The organism is Devosia indica (assembly GCF_003056405.1).
In the GTDB taxonomy this organism is placed as follows: Bacteria; Pseudomonadota; Alphaproteobacteria; order Rhizobiales; family Devosiaceae; genus Devosia; species Devosia indica.
The window spans coordinates 24,323-43,937 of record NZ_PYVZ01000017.1 but is presented as its reverse complement, the minus strand read 5'-3'; the positions used below and the strand labels follow the sequence as shown (position 1 = coordinate 43,937).

Annotated in this window: 19 protein-coding genes; 10 read left to right on the top strand and 9 right to left on the bottom strand. The window is 62.6% G+C overall.

What is annotated here, in order from left to right; genetic code table 11:
* Positions 1 to 96 precede the first annotated feature (96 nt).
* Complete coding sequence (cckA, locus tag DDE76_RS15495) at positions 97 to 2,667, top strand: cell cycle histidine kinase CckA (protein WP_104893966.1); 2,571 nt, start codon at positions 97 to 99, stop codon at positions 2,665 to 2,667.
* A 57-nt stretch (positions 2,668 to 2,724) separates the two neighbouring features.
* Positions 2,725 to 3,120, top strand: a complete 396-nt coding sequence (locus tag DDE76_RS15490; RefSeq protein WP_104893967.1) for a DUF2237 family protein — start codon at positions 2,725 to 2,727, stop codon at positions 3,118 to 3,120.
* Between the two features lie 16 nt (positions 3,121 to 3,136).
* On the opposite strand, the gene DDE76_RS15485 is transcribed toward DDE76_RS15490, so the two are convergent.
* From DDE76_RS15485 to araD1, 4 genes are all read right to left on the bottom strand, one after another.
* Complete coding sequence (locus tag DDE76_RS15485) at positions 3,137 to 3,481, bottom strand: SRPBCC domain-containing protein (RefSeq protein WP_104893968.1); 345 nt, start codon at positions 3,479 to 3,481, stop codon at positions 3,137 to 3,139.
* 105 nt (positions 3,482 to 3,586) lie between these two features.
* The gene (locus tag DDE76_RS15480; protein WP_104893969.1) at positions 3,587 to 3,940 is read right to left on the bottom strand and encodes an ArsR/SmtB family transcription factor; all 354 of its coding nucleotides are present in this window, start codon (positions 3,938 to 3,940) and stop codon (positions 3,587 to 3,589) included.
* A 59-nt stretch (positions 3,941 to 3,999) separates the two neighbouring features.
* Positions 4,000 to 5,019, bottom strand: coding sequence for an aldo/keto reductase (locus DDE76_RS15475; RefSeq protein ID WP_104894993.1), 1,020 nt, complete (start codon positions 5,017 to 5,019; stop codon positions 4,000 to 4,002).
* 145 nt (positions 5,020 to 5,164) lie between these two features.
* A complete protein-coding gene (gene araD1 / locus DDE76_RS15470) occupies positions 5,165 to 6,160 on the bottom strand; it encodes an AraD1 family protein (RefSeq protein WP_104894994.1) in 996 nt (331 codons plus the stop codon).
* 273 nt (positions 6,161 to 6,433) lie between these two features.
* Here araD1 and recA point away from each other — a divergent pair, with 273 nt between their 5' ends.
* From recA to DDE76_RS15455, 3 genes are all read left to right on the top strand, one after another.
* Positions 6,434 to 7,501: a recombinase RecA gene (gene recA, locus DDE76_RS15465; RefSeq protein ID WP_104893970.1), complete on the top strand. Its 1,068-nt coding sequence runs from the start codon at positions 6,434 to 6,436 to the stop codon at positions 7,499 to 7,501.
* Positions 7,502 to 7,664: 163 nt separating this feature from the next.
* Positions 7,665 to 10,304 carry an alanine--tRNA ligase gene (gene alaS, locus DDE76_RS15460; protein ID WP_104893971.1) on the top strand — a complete coding sequence of 880 codons (2,640 nt, stop codon included), beginning with the start codon at positions 7,665 to 7,667 and terminating at the stop codon, positions 10,302 to 10,304.
* Between the two features lie 122 nt (positions 10,305 to 10,426).
* The gene (locus DDE76_RS15455; protein ID WP_104893972.1) at positions 10,427 to 11,008 is read left to right on the top strand and encodes a hypothetical protein; all 582 of its coding nucleotides are present in this window, start codon (positions 10,427 to 10,429) and stop codon (positions 11,006 to 11,008) included.
* 13 nt (positions 11,009 to 11,021) lie between these two features.
* On the opposite strand, the gene DDE76_RS15450 is transcribed toward DDE76_RS15455, so the two are convergent.
* From DDE76_RS15450 to DDE76_RS15430, 5 genes are all read right to left on the bottom strand, one after another.
* Positions 11,022 to 11,906 (bottom strand): DMT family transporter, encoded by an 885-nt coding sequence (locus DDE76_RS15450; RefSeq protein ID WP_157955851.1) that lies wholly within the window; start codon positions 11,904 to 11,906, stop codon positions 11,022 to 11,024.
* A gap of 170 nt (positions 11,907 to 12,076) precedes the next feature.
* On the bottom strand, positions 12,077 to 12,811 hold the full coding sequence (locus tag DDE76_RS15445) for a GIN domain-containing protein (protein ID WP_104893974.1): 735 nt from the start codon (positions 12,809 to 12,811) through the stop codon (positions 12,077 to 12,079).
* Between the two features lie 176 nt (positions 12,812 to 12,987).
* On the bottom strand, positions 12,988 to 14,202 hold the full coding sequence (locus DDE76_RS15440; protein ID WP_104893975.1) for an NADP-dependent isocitrate dehydrogenase: 1,215 nt from the start codon (positions 14,200 to 14,202) through the stop codon (positions 12,988 to 12,990).
* A 121-nt stretch (positions 14,203 to 14,323) separates the two neighbouring features.
* A complete protein-coding gene (locus DDE76_RS15435) occupies positions 14,324 to 14,659 on the bottom strand; it encodes a TfoX/Sxy family protein (protein ID WP_198650932.1) in 336 nt (111 codons plus the stop codon).
* The gene (locus DDE76_RS15430) at positions 14,656 to 15,093 is read right to left on the bottom strand and encodes a GFA family protein (protein ID WP_157955850.1); all 438 of its coding nucleotides are present in this window, start codon (positions 15,091 to 15,093) and stop codon (positions 14,656 to 14,658) included. The genes DDE76_RS15435 and DDE76_RS15430 overlap by 4 nt, the downstream gene beginning before the upstream one ends.
* A 90-nt stretch (positions 15,094 to 15,183) precedes the next feature.
* Here DDE76_RS15430 and DDE76_RS15425 point away from each other — a divergent pair, with 90 nt between their 5' ends.
* The 5 genes from DDE76_RS15425 to DDE76_RS15405 all read left to right on the top strand — a co-directional run bounded on the left by DDE76_RS15425 (position 15,184) and on the right by DDE76_RS15405 (position 19,604).
* Entirely contained in the window at positions 15,184 to 15,753 is a 570-nt protein-coding gene (locus DDE76_RS15425) for a GNAT family N-acetyltransferase (RefSeq protein ID WP_108463708.1), read from the top strand.
* Positions 15,754 to 15,871: 118 nt separating this feature from the next.
* A complete protein-coding gene (locus DDE76_RS15420) occupies positions 15,872 to 16,468 on the top strand; it encodes a GNAT family N-acetyltransferase (protein ID WP_157955849.1) in 597 nt (198 codons plus the stop codon).
* Between the two features lie 59 nt (positions 16,469 to 16,527).
* Positions 16,528 to 17,340, top strand: a complete 813-nt coding sequence (locus DDE76_RS15415) for an RNA methyltransferase (RefSeq protein ID WP_104893979.1) — start codon at positions 16,528 to 16,530, stop codon at positions 17,338 to 17,340.
* Positions 17,341 to 17,427: 87 nt separating this feature from the next.
* Positions 17,428 to 18,666 carry an MFS transporter gene (locus DDE76_RS15410; RefSeq protein WP_104893980.1) on the top strand — a complete coding sequence of 413 codons (1,239 nt, stop codon included), beginning with the start codon at positions 17,428 to 17,430 and terminating at the stop codon, positions 18,664 to 18,666.
* A 20-nt stretch (positions 18,667 to 18,686) separates the two neighbouring features.
* Positions 18,687 to 19,604 carry a DMT family transporter gene (locus tag DDE76_RS15405; RefSeq protein ID WP_104893981.1) on the top strand — a complete coding sequence of 306 codons (918 nt, stop codon included), beginning with the start codon at positions 18,687 to 18,689 and terminating at the stop codon, positions 19,602 to 19,604.
* The last annotated feature ends 11 nt before the right edge of the window (positions 19,605 to 19,615 follow it).

Here is a 19,615-nt window from a genome sequence, read left to right as displayed (position 1 = left end):
AAATCGGGGCTTCGCCCTCCCATGCGGGCGGTCCTTTTGCTAGACCTTTTCTGATGTCCCGATTCGGGACGATGTGCAGCGCTGGAGCAATATCCCATGGCATCGACGCCGCTTGGCGAGGACAGCTATCCCGAACCGGTCCTGGATTCGGGACGCGGCGGCGCGGGGCTTTGGCGGGTGGCGGTGCTGGGCATCGTGCTGGTCGTCGTCGCGATAGCGTTCACGCTGTTCGGGGATCGCATTCCGCCCGAACTGGTGATGAGCTTTGTCGGCCTGCTGGCCGTGGCGGGGGTGTTTTTCCTGTTCGGGCTGGCGGCCGGGCTGTTCCGCTTCGCGGCCAGCGAAGATCGGCGGACCCTGAGCCATGCGGTGGTCGACAGTCTGCCCTTTGGCGCGGTGATTGCCGATCGCGAAGGCAAGATAAGCTATGTAAACCAGCACTATGGCAGCTTTCCGGGCGCGGTGAACAATGGCGTGCCGGTTGGCGTGCCAAGGCTGTTTTCCGGCTATGCCGATGCGGGCGAGGCAATCTATCGGGTCTCGCGGGCTGCGCGCGACGGGCGTACGGCGATTGAGGATATCCGCGTGCCGGGCGGTTTGGGCGGGTCCCAGTCCGAGGCTGGCCGCGTGTTCTGGTATCGGGTCTCGGTGCGGCCGTTGCCCGATTTTGCCGATAGCCATAAGCCGCTGGTCGCCTGGTCGGTCGAGGACATCACCCGCGACCGGGAAAACAACGAGACCGCGTTCCGTGACCTGCAGCGCGCCATCGATTATCTGGACCACTCGCCTTCCGGTTTCTTCTCGGCCGATGCGCATGGTCAGATCCAGTATCTCAACTCCACACTGGCGGATTGGCTCGGCTACGATCTGGCCGAATTCAATGCCGGTCAGCTTGCCTTGAGCGATATCGTGCGCGGCGACGGCGCTTCGCTGCTGATGCGGGGGCGGGGTGACGGGGAAATCCGCACCGAGATCATCGATATCGATCTGGTGCGCCGCAATGGCACTTCGCTGCCGGTGCGCCTGCTGCATCGCGCTGCCCGCCTGGCCGATGGCGAATTGGGCGAAACCCGCACGCTGGTGCTCGACATGTCGAGCGCGCCGGACACCGAAGAGGAATTGCGGGCCGCCGAAGTGCGCTTCTCGCGCTTTTTCAACGACACACCGTTTGCCATTGCCACGCTTGATGCCAAAGGGCGGATCGTTCGGACCAATGCGCCGTTCGGGCGCATTTTCCATTGGTCGGGCGAGGACAAGAGCCTTGAACTGCAGCCCCTGAGCGATCTCATCGGCGAAGGCAGCCGGGAGAAGCTGGCCCAGGCCCTGAGCGATGCGACTGCCCAGCGCTCGGAAGTCAGCCCGGTCGATGCCGCGCTCAGTGTCGAGGGCGATCATGCCGTCCGGCTCTATATTTCGGCCTCCGAGGTCAGCGCCGGTTCACCTGAGCAGATCAATGTCTATGCGCTCGACATGACCGACCAGCGCAAGCTTGAGGCACAGTTCGCCCAGAGCCAGAAAATGCAGGCCGTTGGCCAGTTGGCCGGTGGTGTCGCGCATGATTTCAACAATCTGCTCACCGCCATTATCGGGTTTTCCGATCTGCTGCTCCTGAAGCACAAGCCGGGCGATCCTTCGTTCAACGAGCTGATGCAGATCAAGCAGAATGCCAATCGTGCGGCGGGGCTGACCCGCCAGTTGCTGGCTTTCTCGCGCCGCCAGACGCTGCGTCCGCAAGTGTTGGAGCTGCCGCTGATCGTCGACGATCTCACGGTGCTTCTCAAACGCATGATCGGCGAGAAGAACAATCTCACGGTCGAACATGGGCGCAATATCTGGCCGGTGCGCGCCGATGTGGTGCAGCTCGAACAGGTGATCATCAACCTAGTGGTCAACGCGCGCGACGCCATGCCCAATGGCGGTTCGATCACCCTGCGAACATCCAATGTCACCCAGACTGAGACCGCGAACATGAAGTTCGAAGGCATGGTGCCGGCCGATTATGTGCTGATCGACGTGCAAGACACCGGTACGGGCATGAGCCCGGAGGTTCTGGCCAAGATCTTCGAGCCGTTCTTCACCACCAAGGAGCTGGGCAAGGGCACGGGGCTGGGCCTGTCGACGGTCTATGGCATCGTCAAGCAGACCGAGGGGTTCATCTATCCGGTCTCCACCGTTGGGGTCGGCACCACCTTCAAGATCTTCCTGCCGCGCTATGTGCCGACACCGGAAGAAGCTGCCGCCAAGGCTGCTATTGCCTCGGCGCCAGTCAAGGATCTCACCGGCCACGAACGTATCCTGCTGGTTGAGGACGAGGAGAGCGTACGCGCCTTCTCGGCCCGGGCCCTGCGCGCCACCGGCTATGAGGTGTTCGAGGCCGATGGGGGCGAGGAAGCCATCGAGGTGCTCGAAGAGCTCGACTATGAGGTCGATCTCATTATCTCGGACGTGGTGATGCCCGAGATGGACGGGCCCACCATGCTCAAGGTCATTCGCGACAAGATGACCAAGCTCAAGATCATCTTCGTATCCGGCTATGCCGAGGAAAGCGTGCGCCGCGATATCGAGGACGATCAGAGCGTGGATTTCCTGCCCAAGCCCTATTCGCTCGACCAGATCAATTCCAAGGTCAAGGAAGTGCTGCGGCGGATGGACAAGGGCGACAGTTAGGCCCACAACCGGGCGTCAATGATGGGTCCCGGCCATGGGGCTCCGCGTGACGGGAGCATGAACTTGAACGTCCGCATCGAAGATTCGGTCGAGCTCAATGTGCTGGGTGAACCGCTGCAGCCATGCTCGCACGACCCGCTGACCGGCTATTTCCGCAATGGTCACTGCTCGGCCGGTCCCGATGGCGGTGCGGTGCATCTGATCTGCGTTGCGGCAACCGCCGAGTTCCTGGCTTTTTCGGCCAGCGTGGGGAATGACCTCTCGACCCCACGCCCCGAATTCAACTTTCCGGGGCTGGTTGCGGGCAATCGCTGGTGCCTGGTCGCCGCACGCTGGGCCCAGGCCCACAATGCCGGCAAGGCGCCACGGGTCTATCTGCGCTCGACCAACAAGCGGGTGCTGGACATGATTCCGTTCGAGTTTCTAAAGGCTTGCGCGCTGGACCTGAACTGATGATTCTGCCGGGAGCTCACCCCTGCGCCTCGGCCAACAACTGATCCAGACTCTGAAAACTCATTTCCATACCTTCTGCCATGCCGGTTGCGGCGACCATGTCGCGGTGGGCCAGGGAGGTATAGGTCAGGGTGTTGACCAGTTTGGTGCCCTGTTCCTCCTGGGCGAAGGCAAGTTCGGCCCGATAGGCGGGTCCCATGACGCCGCCATCGAACACCTCCTGGCTGTCGATATAGCGAATGGCCTCGATTTGTCTGATATCGCCCGAGACCGCCAGAAAACCTTCGCCGCCGGGGCCATGCCATTCGAAACGATAGGCGCCGCCAGCCCGCGGCGGATGAGGCTGGGCTGGGTATGGCAGGCATAAACCAGATGCAGCGGCGCGACGAAGCTGCGGGTGATGACAATCTGCGTGTCGCTTGGCGTGGTCACCGAGAGCGGATCACCAATCTGCATGTCTTGCCTCCTAAGTCTTGCCGGACGCCGCCTCCAGGCGCTGCAATTCGTCCAGCAGATCGTCGAGCCGCCCGAACTGGGCCGCCCAGTAGTGGCGATATTCGATCAGCCAGCCGGTGGCCTCGGCCAGGGGCTGTGCCTCAAGATGCACCGGTCGGCGCTGTGCGTCCCGGCCGCGCGAGACCAGGCCCGCCTTTTCGAGCACCTTGAGATGCTTGGAAATGGCCGGCTGGCTCATTGCGAACGGTTCGGCAAGATCCATGACCGTTATGTCGCCTTCGGCCGCCAGCCGCGCCAGAATGGCCCGGCGGGTGGGGTCGGCCAAGGCATGAAAAGTGGCGTCGAGACGCGCAGCGTCGATCATTCACAACGATCCAGTTACAGAACCATAAAGTTATTTATATGGCCCGGCTGCGGATCGCGTCAAGCGGTGCCACCGGGAATGGGGGTGCCGGGCGCCAGCAGGCCCTCATCGGCCAGGGTTGACCAGAGGGCGTCTGGAATTTTGGTGTCCCACCAGTCGAGAATCCCGTCCAGTTCCTGCGGCGAGCGAGGGCCGGGCAGCACATTGCAGACGGCCGGATGGGTCAGCGGAAATTGCAATGCCGCGGCGGGCAGCGGCACGTTGAAGGCCTTGCAAACCGCTTCGATGGCCCGCACGCGCTGGACGATATCGTCCGGGGCCTTGGCATAGTTGAATGTGTCGCCCCCCACCAGAATGCCGGAATTGAACGGGCCACCGACCACGACCGAGGCCTTGCGCTCGATGCAGGTGGTCATGAAGGGCGCCAGCGCAGTCTGTTCGAGCAGGGTATAGCGCCCGGCGAGCAGGAACACGTCCCAATCGCCCAGGGCGAAGGCATCCATGCACACTTCCCACTCATTGACGCCCAGGCCAATGGCTTTCACCACACCGCTGTCGCGCAATTCGCGCAAGGCCCTGTAGCCGCCAGAGGCAAGCTGCTCCCAAAGCGGCTTGTTGGCCTCGACGCCATGCGTGGCCACGCCGATATCATGGACATAAAGAATATCGACCCGTTCGAGGCCAAGCCGCTGTAGGCTGTCGGCATGCGAGCGCATGATGCCGTCATAGGAATAGTCATAGACCTGGTCGAAGGGCAGGGGATCGACCCAATTGCCCTTGTCCTGCACCGCCGGGTCGACGGGCTTGAGCAGGCGACCGACCTTGGTGGATATGATTGGGCGGGGACTGGCCGAGCGCACCACGTCACCCACCAGATGTTCAGACCGCCCCAGCCCGTATTGCGGGGCCGTGTCGACATAGTCGAGGCCCTGGTCAAGAGCATGAGCGACCGTTGCCCGGGCTTGTTCGGCAGGAACCGCCGAAAAGATACCAGCAAGGCTCGCGCCGCCCAGCCCCAGCGTCGTGACCTCGAGATCGGTCCGGGCAATGCGGCGTTTTTCGAAGCGGCGAGCGGTCATGTCCATCCTCCCTCAAGGCGACGGAATAACTGACATGTTAGTTGTCCGGAGTAAAGGCGGCGTAGCGTGCGCAACCGGGAAGCCGGGGCCGGAAAGAGATCGCCGGGACGAGCCCGGCGATTCTGACTGTCTGAGGTCGGGTGGACTAGTACAGCCCGCCGATCACCACGGGCTTTTCCTCTTCCACCTGCACCGGGTTGCGCAGGGCCAGACCAAACTGGTCTTCCTCGATTTCAAAGACATCGTCGGGCCTGGTGGAAATGCCATCGGCAAAGCTCAGCGTCGCCGTGCCGAACATATGCACATGCACGTCGCCCGGCTGGCAAAACAGATCATATTTGAAGTGATGATATTCCAGATTGGCGATGGTGTGGCTCATATTGTCTTCGCCGCTCAGGAACGGCTTCTCCCACAGCACTTCGCCATCCCGCAGAATACGGGACATGCCCTCGATATGGCGCGGCAGATCGCCGACGCGCAATTCGGGCCCGAAGGAACAGGCTCGCAGCTTTGAGTGGGCCAGATAGAGATAGTTGATCCGCTCGGTGACGTGGTCGGAGAATTCATTGCCCAACGCGAAGCCGAGCCGGCGTGGCTGGCCTTCGGCGTCGATGACATAGATGCCGGCGATTTCGGGCTCCTCGCCAGCGTCCAGCGCAAAGGAGGGGGAGGGGATGGGCTGGCCCGGATTGACCACGATATGGCCATTGCCCTTGTAGAACCATTCAGGCTGCACGCCTTTTTCGCCCGCAGCCGGCTTGCCGTTCTCAAGTCCCATGCGGAACATCTTCATGCTGTCGGTCAATTCACCGGCCGGCTTTTCGCCATTGGCCTTGTGCATCGCATCGCGCGTGGCGGCGGAGCCGAGATGGGTCAGGCCCGTGCCGGTGACGTGCAGATGGGCTGGATCGGGATGATCGATCGGCGCCAGCAGACGGCCTTCGCGCGCCAGCGCGGCCTTGTCGATGGGGTCGCCAAGCCCGTGGGCCTCGACGGCACCGGGCAGGCCACCAATGCCGGCCAGGGCTTCCTGCGCGAGCGCATAGACGCTGCTGAAACCCTTGAGCTGCCGGGTCTGGCCGTCGCGCGTGACGCCCACGGCGCGATTGCCCTTGTCATCGATATACTGGATCAGGTGCATCAGAAGTCCCCGGTTTGCCGTTGGCGGCATAAAACTGATCCCCGGCCAAACTGTCCAGTCAAAAATCATACTTTTTTGCCATGGCAGACGGCGGGGGAGAATCGGCCTATTCAACGGCCCAGGCGGATCCTCCTGTCCCGATGCGATGTTCTCATTTTGTCTCTTGACGCTTCTGAAACAAAATGAGAACAAATATAGCACGAAGAGAACACATCTGGCATTGGCAGCTCTCGTTGCATGGGTTCCGAGAGCGTGAAATAAGGAGAGAGCATTATGGCAGCTTCGCCGCTTCGCGTTGTTGAAGGTGGATCGATGGATAAGGATAAGGCTCTCTCGGCCGCGCTGAGCCAGATTGAGCGGAATTTCGGCAAGGGCTCGATCATGCGCCTGGGCGAGAATTCGTCCATCGAGGTCGAATCGATCTCCACCGGCTCGCTTGGTCTCGACATCGCGCTGGGCATTGGCGGACTGCCAAAGGGCCGCATTGTCGAGATTTTCGGGCCGGAAAGCTCGGGCAAGACCACGCTGGCGCTGCATGTCATTGCCGAGGCGCAGCGCAAGGGCGGCATTTGTGCCTTTGTCGACGCCGAGCATGCGCTTGATCCGGTCTATGCCCGCAAGCTGGGCGTCAATGTCGACGACCTGCTGATCTCCCAGCCCGACGCCGGCGAGCAGGCCCTCGAAATCACCGATACGCTGGTGCGCTCCGGCGCCATCGACGTGCTGGTGGTCGACTCGGTTGCTGCGCTCACCCCGCGCGCCGAACTTGAAGGCGAGATGGGCGACAGCCTGCCCGGCCAGCAGGCCCGCCTGATGAGCCAGGCGATGCGCAAGCTGACCGGTTCGATTTCCAAGTCCAAGTGCCTGGTGATCTTCATCAACCAGATCCGCATGAAGATCGGGGTGATGTATGGCTCGCCCGAAACCACTACGGGCGGCAATGCGCTCAAGTTCTACGCTTCGGTGCGCCTCGACATTCGCCGCATTGGCGCAATCAAGGACCGCGAGGAAGTCGTGGGCAACCAGACCCGCGTCAAGGTGGTCAAGAACAAGCTGGCCCCGCCGTTCCGTCAGGTTGAATTCGACATCATGTATGGCGAAGGCATTTCCAAGACCGGCGAATTGCTCGATCTGGGCGTCAAGTCCGGCATTGTCGAAAAGGCCGGCGCCTGGTTCTCCTGGGATAGCCAGCGTCTGGGGCAAGGGCGTGAAAATTCGAGGCAGTTCCTCAAGGACAATCCCGAGATCGCCGCCACGATCGAGCAGGGCGTACGCGAAAGCTCCGGCCTGTTGGGCGAGGTGCTGCTGGTTGCCGGTGGCGAAGACAGCAGCGAAGACTGATCGAGCTCCAAGTTCCCATGCATTCACCCCCGCTTCGGCGGGGGTTTTTGTCTGTCTTGAAGAAGTCCTGCCCCGGCGCTGGACACGGCTTGCGCTGGCAAGATAAAAAGCCCCGATTTTCCTATTGGGCGCGTCCGCGTCCGCTCGCCATGAAAGCCTCTGCATGACCAGCGTAAACGACCTTCGTTCCAGTTTTGTGGGTTACTTCGCCAGCAACGGACACGAGCCCGTCGCCTCGAGCCCCCTGGTGCCGCGCAACGACCCGACGCTGATGTTCACCAATGCGGGCATGGTGCAGTTCAAGAACGTGTTTACCGGGGTTGAAAAACGCCCCTATTCGACGGCAGCGACCGCGCAGAAATGCGTGCGTGCCGGTGGCAAGCACAATGACCTGGACAATGTCGGGTTCACCGCGCGCCACCATACTTTCTTTGAAATGCTGGGGAATTTTTCCTTTGGCGACTATTTCAAGGACCAGGCCATCGAGCTGGCCTGGAACCTGCTCACCAAGGATTGGGCGCTCCCCAGGGACAAGCTCATGGTCACCGTCTATGAAGACGATGACGAGGCCATGGACCTCTGGAAAAAGATTGCCGGCCTGTCCGAGGACCGCATCGTGCGGCTCGGCGCCAAGTCCAATTTCTGGCAGATGGGCGACACTGGCCCCTGCGGCCCGTGCTCGGAAATCTTCTATGACCATGGCGACAAGGTCTGGGGCGGCCCTCCGGGTTCGCCCGAGGAAGATGGCGATCGCTGGATCGAGATCTGGAATCTGGTGTTCATGCAATATGAGCAGCATCCCGATGGGTCGCGCACCGGCCTGCCGCGCCCCTCGATTGACACCGGCATGGGGCTCGAGCGCATTGCCGCCGTCATGCAGGGCGTGCACGACAACTACGATATCGACCTGTTCAAGGCGCTGATCGGCGCCGCCGCCAATGCGACCCATGCAGATGTCAACGGCCCGGGCAATCGCAGCCTGCGCGTGATTGCCGATCATTTGCGCTCGATGAGTTTTCTCATTGCCGAGGGCGTGCTGCCCTCCAATGAGGGCCGGGGCTATGTGCTGCGCCGCATCATGCGCCGCGCCATGCGTCACGCCACCCTGCTCGGGGCCAATGAGCCGGTGATCCACAAGCTGGTTCCCACCCTGGTGCGCGAGATGGGCCAGGCCTATCCCGAATTGTCGCGCGGCGAGGCGATGATCGCCGAGACGGTGCGCCTGGAGGAAGGCCGCTTCCTCAAGACCCTCGGCCGGGGCCTGCAGATCCTCGAATCCGAAACGGCTGCGCTGGGCGAAGGCGCCGTATTGGATGGCGCCACTGCCTTCAAGCTCTATGACACCTATGGTTTTCCGCTCGATCTGACCCAGGACGCGCTGCGTTCGCGCAATATCAGCGTCGACCAGGCCGGTTTTGATGCCGCCATGGCCCAGCAAAAGGCCGAGGCCCGCAAGAACTGGGCCGGCTCGGGCGAAGCGGCCACCGATACTGTCTGGTATGGGCTGGCCGACAAGCTCGGCCCCACCGAGTTTCTGGGCTATGAGACCGAAACGGCTGAAGGCGAAATCAAGGCCCTGCTCGTGGACGGGGCCGAGGTCGACGCCATTGCCGCCGGCCAGGATGGCATTGTTGTTGTCAACCAGACCCCGTTCTATGGCGAGAGCGGCGGCCAGGTCGGTGATAGCGGCGTCATCAAGGGCGAAGGCATTGCTGCCGACGTGCTGGACACCGGCAAGCATCACGGCGTCTTTGCCCACAAGGTCAAGGTCAACCAGGGCACGCTCAAGCGCGGCCAGGCGGTTGAGCTGCAGGTCGATCACGACCGCCGCTCGTCGATCCGCGCCAATCACTCGGCCACACACCTGCTGCATGAGGCCCTGCGCCTGGTGCTCGGCGATCATGTCGCCCAGAAGGGCTCGCTGGTTTCGGCAGATCGCCTGCGCTTCGACTTTGTTCATACCAAGCCGATGACCCCGCAGGAGATGGCCGAGGTCGAGGACATCGCCAATACCATCATCCTGCAGAACACCCCGGTCGAAACCCGGCTGATGGGCGTCGAGGAAGCCAAGGAATCGGGCGCGCGCGCCTTGTTCGGCGAGAAATATGGCGATGAGGTGCGCGTGGTTTCCATGGGCGAGCCGACCGGCAACGGGCTTGGCTGGTCGGTCGAGCTGTGCGGCGGCACCCATGTGCGCCGCACCGGCGATATCGGTCTGGTTTCCGTGGTGGCCGAGGGCGCGGTTGCCGCCGGCGTGCGCCGTATCGAGGCGCTGACCGGTCATGCCGCCCGGCATCGCGGCAATGCCAATACCAATATCGTCACCTCAGCCGCCGGCCTCTTGCGCTCCGGCCCGCATGACGTGCTCGACCGCATCGAGGCCCTGCAAGGCCAGCTCAAAAGCGCGGAAAAGGCCCTGGCCGATGCGCGTCAGAAGCTAGCCCTGGGTGGTGGTGGCGAAGGCGCCAGTGCCAGCGAAACGGTCAATGGCGTAACCTTTGTGGGCCGTGTCGTGGAAGGCGTTGCGGCCAAGGACATCAAGTCGGTGGTCGATGCTGAAAAGAAGCGTGTCGGCTCGGGCGTTGTGGTCATGGTGCTCAAGGGCGATGACGGCAAGGGCACGGTGGCCATTGGCGTCACCGAAGACCTCACCAGCCGCTATGCCGCCGGCACGCTGATCAAGTCGGCCACGGCGGCCCTGGGTGGCCAGGGGGGCGGTGGCCGTCCCGACATGGCGCAGGGGGGCGGGCCGGATGGCTCGAAGGCCGATGAGGCGATCGCCGCGATCCGGGCGCTGCTCTAGAAAGCTGCCCCGACAAGTCCTGCAAACGCTGTTCAGTGTGGCCGCGCACTGGGCAGCGTTTTTTCGTGTGCATCGGATCGCGCCGCGCTAGTATTTTCCCGTAGTGAAGAGGACGAGCGTAGATGGCGGGACGAGCCAATGTCCTTTCGGATTGCGCGGCGGTGGCCTGCTGTTCCCTGGGCGCGCCGTTCAAAAGTCTTGAGCGTTTTGCCAAGGCCACCGGCTTTGGCCTCTTCGTGCACTATCTCGATGTCGCCGAGCTTCGGGCCCGGCCCGCGCCGATAATCTATTTCCTGCTTCATTTTGCAACGCCCGATGCCGAAAAGGCAGAGACCCTGACGCGCCTGAGGCAATATCCCTCGCCAAAGGTGCGGCTGGCCCCGGTGATCCTGATCGCCCAGGATTGCGACGCAACCACCTTCCTCAGCTATGTGCAGATGGGGTTCGACGATATTCTCTGCCTGCCGGAACAGTCGCAATTGCTGGTGGACCGGCTGACGCGGCAGCTCAACCAGGACATCGTCTATATCGAGACGGCCGATTACTTCGGCCCGGACCGGCGGCGCATGGAAGTGCCTGGCGCACAACACGCGGCCCGCCGGTCGACGGCGCATATGCATTCGCGGCTGATTGTTCACCGTAGCCTGGCCGACGGTCCGGTCATTCTCGAACGACAGGATCATTGGGACAACATCGTCCACTGATCGCGCGGCCGGCCTATTGCCCGATGCGGAAGAAGAAGATGCGTGGCTTCCAGCGGATGCGCGGACGTTCGGTCAACACGTTGAGCAGCCCGGCGCCGACGACCACCAGCATGCCGACAATGGCAATCCAGTCCGGATATTCATTGAAGAACAGGGCGCCAAACAGGATGGCCCAGATGAGCTGGCTGTATTGCACGGGTGCAATCAGATTGGCCGGCGTCTGCCGGCTGGCCTGGATCAGCAGCAGGCCGCCCATGCCGCCGAGCAGGCCGATGCCGAGCAATACGCCCAGTTGGGCGGGCGTCGGCACCACAAAGTCGGGCAGCATCAGCACCGCATTGACGATGGCCGAATAGAGCACCTGCAGGCCAACCAGGCTGACCCGCCGTTCCTTGGGCGCCACATGGCGCAGGATCGTGGTGGTGATCGCGCCCAGCACGGCACCGGCCATCATCACGAAATGCCCGGTTTCCAGCGCCCGCATGCCTGGCCGGATTACCAGCACCACGCCCAAAAAGCTGATGAACAGCAGTACCCAGCGATGCAGTGCCACATGTTCGCGCAGCAGCAGCACGGACAGCAGCGTCACAAACAACGGCGTCGTGAAGCCGATGGCATAGACTTCGGCAAACTGGATATGGGTGAAGGCATACATCACGCAGGCCGTGCCCGAGATAGCCGTCAGGCAACGCAGATGCACCAGCCAGGGATGTTCAAGCTTGTACATGTCGCGCCAGCGCTCGCCGCGCTTGGTCAGCATGGCCGGAATAATAGAAAAGGTGGTGGTGAAAAAAGCGATCTCGAAGACCGACAGGGCCGGCCCGGTCGTCTTGATCAGGGCATCTGCCACCGAAAAGCTGGCATAGGCCAAAAAAGCCAGAACAACGCCGACGGGCAATTCAAACAATCCGGAATAAAGGGGAGACTCGGCAAGAACCCTCGCACCATACGAGCGGGGCGTCCCTGCGTCATCAGGGAATGTGTGCCAGGCTTCCGGCGGTCCTTCGTCCGTACAAAAAGAAAAGGGCGCCGGATGGGCGCCCCTTTTGCATTCAGTCTCGGCTATGTTCAGTCGTCAAAATGCACGTCGCCGCCACTCGATGTGTCGATGTCGCGTTGCTGCGGATTGCCTTGGATCTCTATATCGCCGCCGCTTGATGCGCGGGCCCGCACCTGTTCGCTGAGGTGCGCGCTGATATCAGCGCCGCTGGAAGCTTCCAGGCGGCCGGCAAGGGCGTCTAGGTCTTCGGCATCGATATCGGCACCGCTGGACGCATCCAGCGCGATTTCCTCGGCGCTGCCGGAAAGGGCAATATCCGAGCCGCTCGAAGCACTGGCGGTGAGCATGCGCAATCGTGCGTCGGTCAGTTCGATATTGGCGCCGCTCGAGGCTTCCAGCGCCAGCGAATCCGCGGTGATGGCGGTCAGCTCGATATCTGCACCGGAGCTGGCGACCGCGCTGTCGAGAGCCGGCAGGGTGATGTCGAGCGACACCGCATTGCCGCCGGAGAGCAGCATGCCCACCAGGCCGCCCGAAAGAATGAAGTCGAGGAAGCTGCTCTCGATCCGCGCCACCAGGATGCCATCGCGGACGCTCAATTCCAGCTTATCCAGCGCGTCGGTGCTGCGCGATTGTGCCCGGATGGTGAAGTTCTCCGACAGTGTGACGCGTGCTTCGATCCCGGTGGCGATATCGACGCCGGTGAAGCCGGAGAGATCAAAACTCTTCTCCTGGGCGTATGCGGCACCGGTTAGCGTGAAGCCCGCCACGCCGGCGGCAAGCAAGGATTTTCGGATTCTCATGGCAGTCTCCCTCAATAAGCTGCTTGCCAGATGGGGGCGCGAATGCCGGTTTCAACGCCGGCTTCATCAAGAAAAGCCGCTTTGCGCTCTTGATAGGCACATTCGTGTAACCTATGGCGCGACAAAAAAAAGCCGGGGCAGGACCCCGGCTTCATGCATTCGGTGGCGTTTCAGCCTCAGGCGGCCATGGCCTTTTGCAGGTTTGCGTCGATCGCGTCGAGGAAGCCCATGGTGGTCAGCCAGGGCTGATCCGGGCCGACCAGCAGCGCCAGGTCCTTGGTCATCTTGCCTTCCTGGATGGTATCGACGGTGACCTTTTCCAGCGTGTCAGCAAACTTGGCCAGTTCTGCATTGTTGTCGAGCTTGGCGCGATGCGCCAGGCCACGGGTCCAGGCGAAGATCGAGGCGGTCGAGTTGGTCGAGGTTTCCTTGCCCTGCTGATGCTGGCGATAGTGACGGGTCACCGTACCGTGGGCGGCTTCCGCCTCGACGACCGACCCATCGGGGGTCATCAGCACCGAGGTCATCAGCCCCAGCGAACCAAAGCCCTGGGCAACGGTGTCAGACTGCACGTCGCCGTCATAGTTCTTGCAGGCCCAGACATAGCCGCCGGACCACTTGAGAGCGGCAGCCACCATGTCGTCGATCAGGCGGTGCTCGTACCAGATCTTCTTGGCTTCGAACTTCTCCTTGAACTCGGCCTCGTAGATCTCCTGGAAGATATCCTTGAAGCGACCGTCATAGACCTTGAGGATGGTGTTCTTGGTCGAGAGATAGCAGGGCACGCCGCGGTTGAGCGCGTAGTTCATCGAGGCACGGGCGAAATCGGTGATCGAAGCGTCCAGGTTATACATGCCCATGGCAATGCCGGCGCCGGGCGCGTCGAACACTTCATGCTCGATCTCGGTGCCGTCTTCGCCGACAAACTTCATGGTCAGCTTGCCCTTGCCGGGGAACTTGAAGTCGGTGGCACGGTACTGGTCACCAAAGGCGTGACGGCCGACAATGATCGGCTGGGTCCAGCCGGGCACCAGGCGCGGCACGTTCTGGCAGATAATGGGCTCGCGGAAGATCACGCCGCCCAGGATGTTGCGGATGGTGCCATTGGGCGAGCGCCACATCTTCTTGAGGCTGAATTCCTCGACGCGGGCTTCGTCGGGGGTGATGGTGGCGCATTTGATGCCGACACCATGCTTCTTGATGGCGTTGGCCGCGTCAACGGTCACCTGGTCATCGGTGGCGTCGCGGTTTTCCACCGACAGATCGTAATATTCGATCGGCAGGTCGAGATAGGGATGGATGAGCTTGTCCTTGATCGCCTGCCAGATGATCCGGGTCATCTCATCGCCGTCGAGGTCCACGACCGGATTGGCGACTTTGATCTTGCTCATCGAAAAACTCCCTTGAGAAATGCTGATTGTGGCTCTGGGCCCTGTTCGGCGGTCCGTATAGCACCGCCTGAGCAAAGCGCAAAGACGGGCTCGGCAAGGGGGCATGCCGGATGGGGGAGTGCTATTTGGGCGGCAGCGTCTTCACAAGGGCGCGGGCCCGGTCGAGCCATTCACCCAGCACGAAATCGTCCTCCAGCGCATCGCCGCTGACCACCACGAAACCACCCATGGTGCGGCCGCCCATTTCCATCGCGCCGACGCCCTCCCGGGCCAGGGCATCGTCCATGCCGTCCTTGCCGACGCGGACCAGCAGCGAGCCATCCTTCATCGGCGCCACCAGCATGTTGCCGTTGGAAATGAAGGCGTTGGCCCCGAACATTTTCTGCTCCCGGATGTTCTCACCCTGCACCAGCAGGCCGCGGATGCGATCGGCCAGTTCTTGCGATGCCATGCTCATGCCGGTGTCTCCGGGCGGTAGGTTTCATAACGGGGCAGGGCGCTTTCGATCAGATCCCAATCCGGGTGGCTGCGCGAAAAGATCAACTGGTTGGGCGCGTACCAGTCATTGCTGCCGGCAAATAGCCCCGCCAACAGGATGCGGAAGGCCGGGGCGCGGGACGATTCGGCATAGAGTGTGGTGCCGCATTCGGGGCAGAAGTGGCGCGTGAAGTTTGCGCCGGACTCCGCTGGGCGCGTGAAGCTTTTGGTTGCGCCGGTCACCCGCACGGCATCGACCGGCATCAGCAGGACGCTGGAATGACCGCTGCCCGATACCTTCTGGCAGTTCTGGCAGGCGCACTGAAACATCGAGACGACGCGCCCGTTGGCGTTCAGCCGCACGGCGCCGCAATCGCAACTGGTGTCCTGGTCGATCTGTGTGCTTTGGGTCATGGGCGCAGGCTGGCATGGGCCGCATGCGGCGGCAAGTGTCCTTGCCAAGGCGCACGGCACGGGCAATGGTGCCGCCCTGCGGGAGAAACCATGGCGCTGCATCCTGACTTCCCACTTCAGACCGAGCGATTGCGCCTCCGCCCATTCACGCGGGGCGATGTTGACGGGGTTTTTGCCTATCGGGGCCGGGAGGATGTGGCGCGCTATCTGTTCGATCCGCCCCTCAGCCGCGATGAATGCGCTTTGGCGATACAACAGCGTGCGACCCAGACCGGGTTTTTCGAGGAGGGTGACCGTATCGTCCTGGCCGTGGAGACGGCGCATGATGGGAAACTGGTGGGTGAGGTCTCGCTGATCTGGCGGTCGGTCGAGGCGCGGCAGGGTGAACTGGGCTGGATCTTCCATCCCGACCACCATGGCCGGGGCTATGCCACCGAAGCGACCAATGCCTTGCTCGATCTCGGTTTCGGGCCTGCGGACATGCACCGCATCTTTGCGCGGTGCGATGCGCGCAACGAGCCCTCCTGGCGCCTGATGGAGCGCCTCGGCATGCGCCGGGAGGCGCATTTTCGCGAGCATGGGCTGTTCAAGGGACTTTGGGACGAAGAATTCTACTACGCGATTTTGCGCGACGAATGGCTATCTCTTCGCCATGTCTGATGTTCCGGTTTGGCAAGCCACCGGGCTAAAAAGATTTGCTCAATCGGGAGGGGAACCGGGACGCGTTCCGGGCATTGCCGAAGCAGGGCTGCTCTGTCCTTGCGGAGGAAACTGGATCATGTCGTCTTTGCGCCTGCCGATCGAGACCGATCACCTGGTCTTGCGCCCTTTTGAACGTGGTGATCTGGACGCAGTCAGGCGATACCATACCCTTTCATCGGTGCAGCGTTATGTCGAGCGCCCGACCCGCTACGAGGAAGATGTTGCGGCCGCCCTCGCCGTCATGCGCTCGCAGGTGGAGCTGCACCGGCCCGGCGAAACGCTGACCCTGGCCATGGTTCGCAGGGGCGATGCCTTGCTGGTGGGGCATGTGAGCCTGAAATGGTCCGACGCGACGGCCGGGCAGGGCGAGTTGCGCTTTGCCATAGATCCCGCCCAGAGCGGCAAGGGCTATCTTACCCAGGCGTTGACGGCGATGATCGACCTGGCTTTTGATCACTTCCGCATTCATCGCCTTATGGTGCGCTGCGATGGACGCAGCCATCACTCCATCAAGCTGATGCAGAAGCTGGGCATGCGGCTTGAGGCGCATTACCGTGAGCATGCCCTGTTCCAGGGGGAGTGGGACGAGGAGCTGCATTTCGCCATGCTCGATCGCGAGTGGCGGCCCACCGCAAAGGTCCAGGACCTGCCCATGCGAGTTCGTGTCGCCTGATTTGCCGAAATCGGTCATTTGGGCTATGTCGCCGCAACTTTCCTGCAGATAGAACACACATGGCCGGCACAGACAGCTCACAACCCCTCAACCTGGCAGCCTGTCCCGCTATCATCCTGTGTGAGCCACAGCTTGGCGAGAACATCGGCTCAGCGGCCCGGGCCATGGCCAATTTCGGGCTTTGGGACATGCGGCTGGTGCGGCCGCGTGATGGCTGGCCCAATGAAAAGGCCGTTGCCGCCGCTTCGCGCGCCGACCACGTGCTTGAGCGCGTCCGCGTGTTCGAGACGCTGGAAGAGGCCATGGCGGACCTGACCCTGGTCTATGCCACCACCGCCCGCTCGCGCGACATGCAAAAGGAAGTGTTTGGCCCCGAGGAGGCCTCGTCCGCCATGGCCGGGCATATTGCCAGCGGGCACAAGGCGGGCCTCTTGTTCGGCCGGGAACGCTGGGGGCTGCTCAACGAGGAAGTGGCCATGGCCGATGCCATCGTCACCCTGCCGGTCGAGGCCGCCTTTGCCTCGCTCAATATCGCCCAAGCCGTGCTGCTGATGTCCTATGAATGGCGCCGCACCAGCGAGGCGGGCCGGGCCTTGCCCTTTGGCGACAACCTGGCCGAGGCCGCACCGCGTAGCGAGTTGGTGGGCCTGTTCGAACATCTCGAGGGCGTGCTGGACCAGACCGGCTTCTTCACCACGCCCGACAAGCGGCCGAGCATGGTGAATAATCTGCGCACCGCGCTCACCCGCGGCCGCTTCACCTCCCAGGAGATCCGCACCTTGCGCGGGGTGATCTCCTCGATCGACCGCCGGCACGAGCGACCCAATCCGAACCGGATGAAAAAGGCGGACAAGACCGAGGAGCAGGGCTGACTTCACCTCTCCCTATGGGGGTGAGGTAACCGGGCCTGCGTCTATTCCTTTGACCGTTCATCGCCGAAATGCGATGAGCAATGCACCATGAGCGCACACGTCCCCTCCGAGCCGTCCAAGCTCGCATTCACCTATATCGGTTTCCGCTTTTTCTGGCTGACCACGCTGCTGGTCAGCTTTGCGGTGCAGATCATGTCGGTGTCCATTGCCTGGCAGATCTATGACGTGACGGGCAATGCCTTCCTGCTGGGCCTGGTGGGCCTCTGCCTGTTCCTGCCCGCACTGCTGCTCATTCTGGTCACCGGGCTGACCGCCGACCGGTTCAACCGGCGCGGCATCATGGCGGTTTGCCTCACGGTCGAGCTCGGTTGCGCGCTGGCTTTCCTGACCCTGGTCAATGTCGAGGCCCATGAGGTCTGGCCGATCTTCATCATTCTCGTCGTGCTGGGCACGGCCCGCGCCTTCTGGGGGCCGGCGGCGCAATCGCTGGCGCCCAATCTGGTGCCGTCCGAAGCGCTCAGCAATGCGATCACCGTCAACGCCTCGGCCTGGCAGTTCGCCTCGATCACCGGGCCGGCCGTCGGTGGCCTGCTCTATGGCATCGCCCCCGGCTTCGCCTTCGGCACGGCCGCCGCGCTGCTGGTCTGCGCCGTCGTCACCGTGATGCTGATCCCCAAGCCCGCCAAGCGCCAGTCGCATCAGGCGACGAGCCTTGAAACCATGTTCGGCGGCTTTCGCTACATCTTTTCCAACAAGGTGGTGCTGGGCGCCATATCGCTCGACATGTTCGCCGTGTTGATGGGCGGGGCGGTGGCGCTGCTGCCGATCTATGCCAAGGACATTCTGAATGCCGGGCCGACCGAGCTGGGCCTCCTGCGGGCCGCGCCGGGGCTGGGGGCCATCGTCATGGCGCTTTATCTGACGCGCTTTCCGGTGCGCGACCATGCCGGCAAGGTGCTGTTCCTGTTCGTGGGGTTGTTCGGCGCCTTTACCGTGATTTTCGGCTTCTCGACCACGGTCTGGGTGTCCATTCCCGCGCTGGCGCTGGTGGGGGCGGCCGACATGGTCAGCGTCACCATCCGCGAAACCATCATGCAGCTCTGGACGCCAGAAGAGGTGCGCGGCCGGGTCAATGCGGTCAATTCCGTGTTCATCGGCGCATCGAACGAGCTGGGCGAATTCCGTGCCGGCACGGTGGCGCATCTGATCGGGCCGGTGCCTGCCGTGGTCATTGGCGGCTTTGGCGCCATGGCCGTGGCCGTCATCTGGAGCCGCGTGTTCCCGCAATTGCGCAACCAGCGGCATATCGACAAGCGCATGGCCTGAGTTTGCGCTAAACAGGGGCCATGACGGATTCGGCTCTACACTCTGCCAGCGCCAACGCTCTGTCGCGCAGCGGCATGGCGATCATGGTCCTGGCAGTCACAATCGTGCCCATTGGCGATGCGCTGTCCAAATCCCTGACCTCGCAACTCAGTCCCTTCGAAATCGCCTTCTGGCGCTTTGGCTTTCAACTGATCGTGCTCGGGCTGGTGCTGGTCGTGCTGCGGCGCCGGCTGGAGGCTGGGCCATGGGGCCTGATCCTTTTGGGCGGCGCCACCTCAGCGATTACGCTGAGCGCCCTGATCGGCGCCTTTGTCACCATGCCCATCGCCACGGCCATTGCGATCTTCTTTGTCGAGCCGCTGATGCTTACCGTGCTCTCGGCCCTGTTCCTCAAGGAAAAGACCGGCTGGCGGCGCTATCTGGCGGTTGCCGTGGGCCTCGGCGGCGTGCTGGTGGTCATCCGGCCGAGCTGGGATATCTTCGGCTGGGCCTCGCTCCTGCCGCTGCTGGCCGCGCTGGCCTTTGCCACCAATGCCATTGTCATGCGCTCGCTCTCGACGCGCATGGGGTCGGTTTCGATCCAGTTCTGGTTCACTTTGGTGGCGGTCGTCCTGCTTGGCGCCGGGCTGCTGGCCTCAGGCCGGATGGAGTTGGTCTCCACTTCGGGTCTCGATATGTCAGGTCCCTGGGCGCAATTCGTGCTGATGGGGGCGCTCTCCGCCTTCACCTTTTTCCTGTTTACCGAGGCCTTCCGGCGCACGCCGGCCTCCACCCTGGCGCCGTTCCAATATCTCGAAATCGTCGGAGCCACGATTGTGGGCTATATCGCTTTTGGCGACTTCCCCGATTTCTGGACCTGGGTGGGCACGGCGATCATCCTGGGGTCCGGGCTCTATGTGTTTCACCGTGAAAGGCGGGCATCGGGCCGCAGCGCTTGACTCGCCGGGCC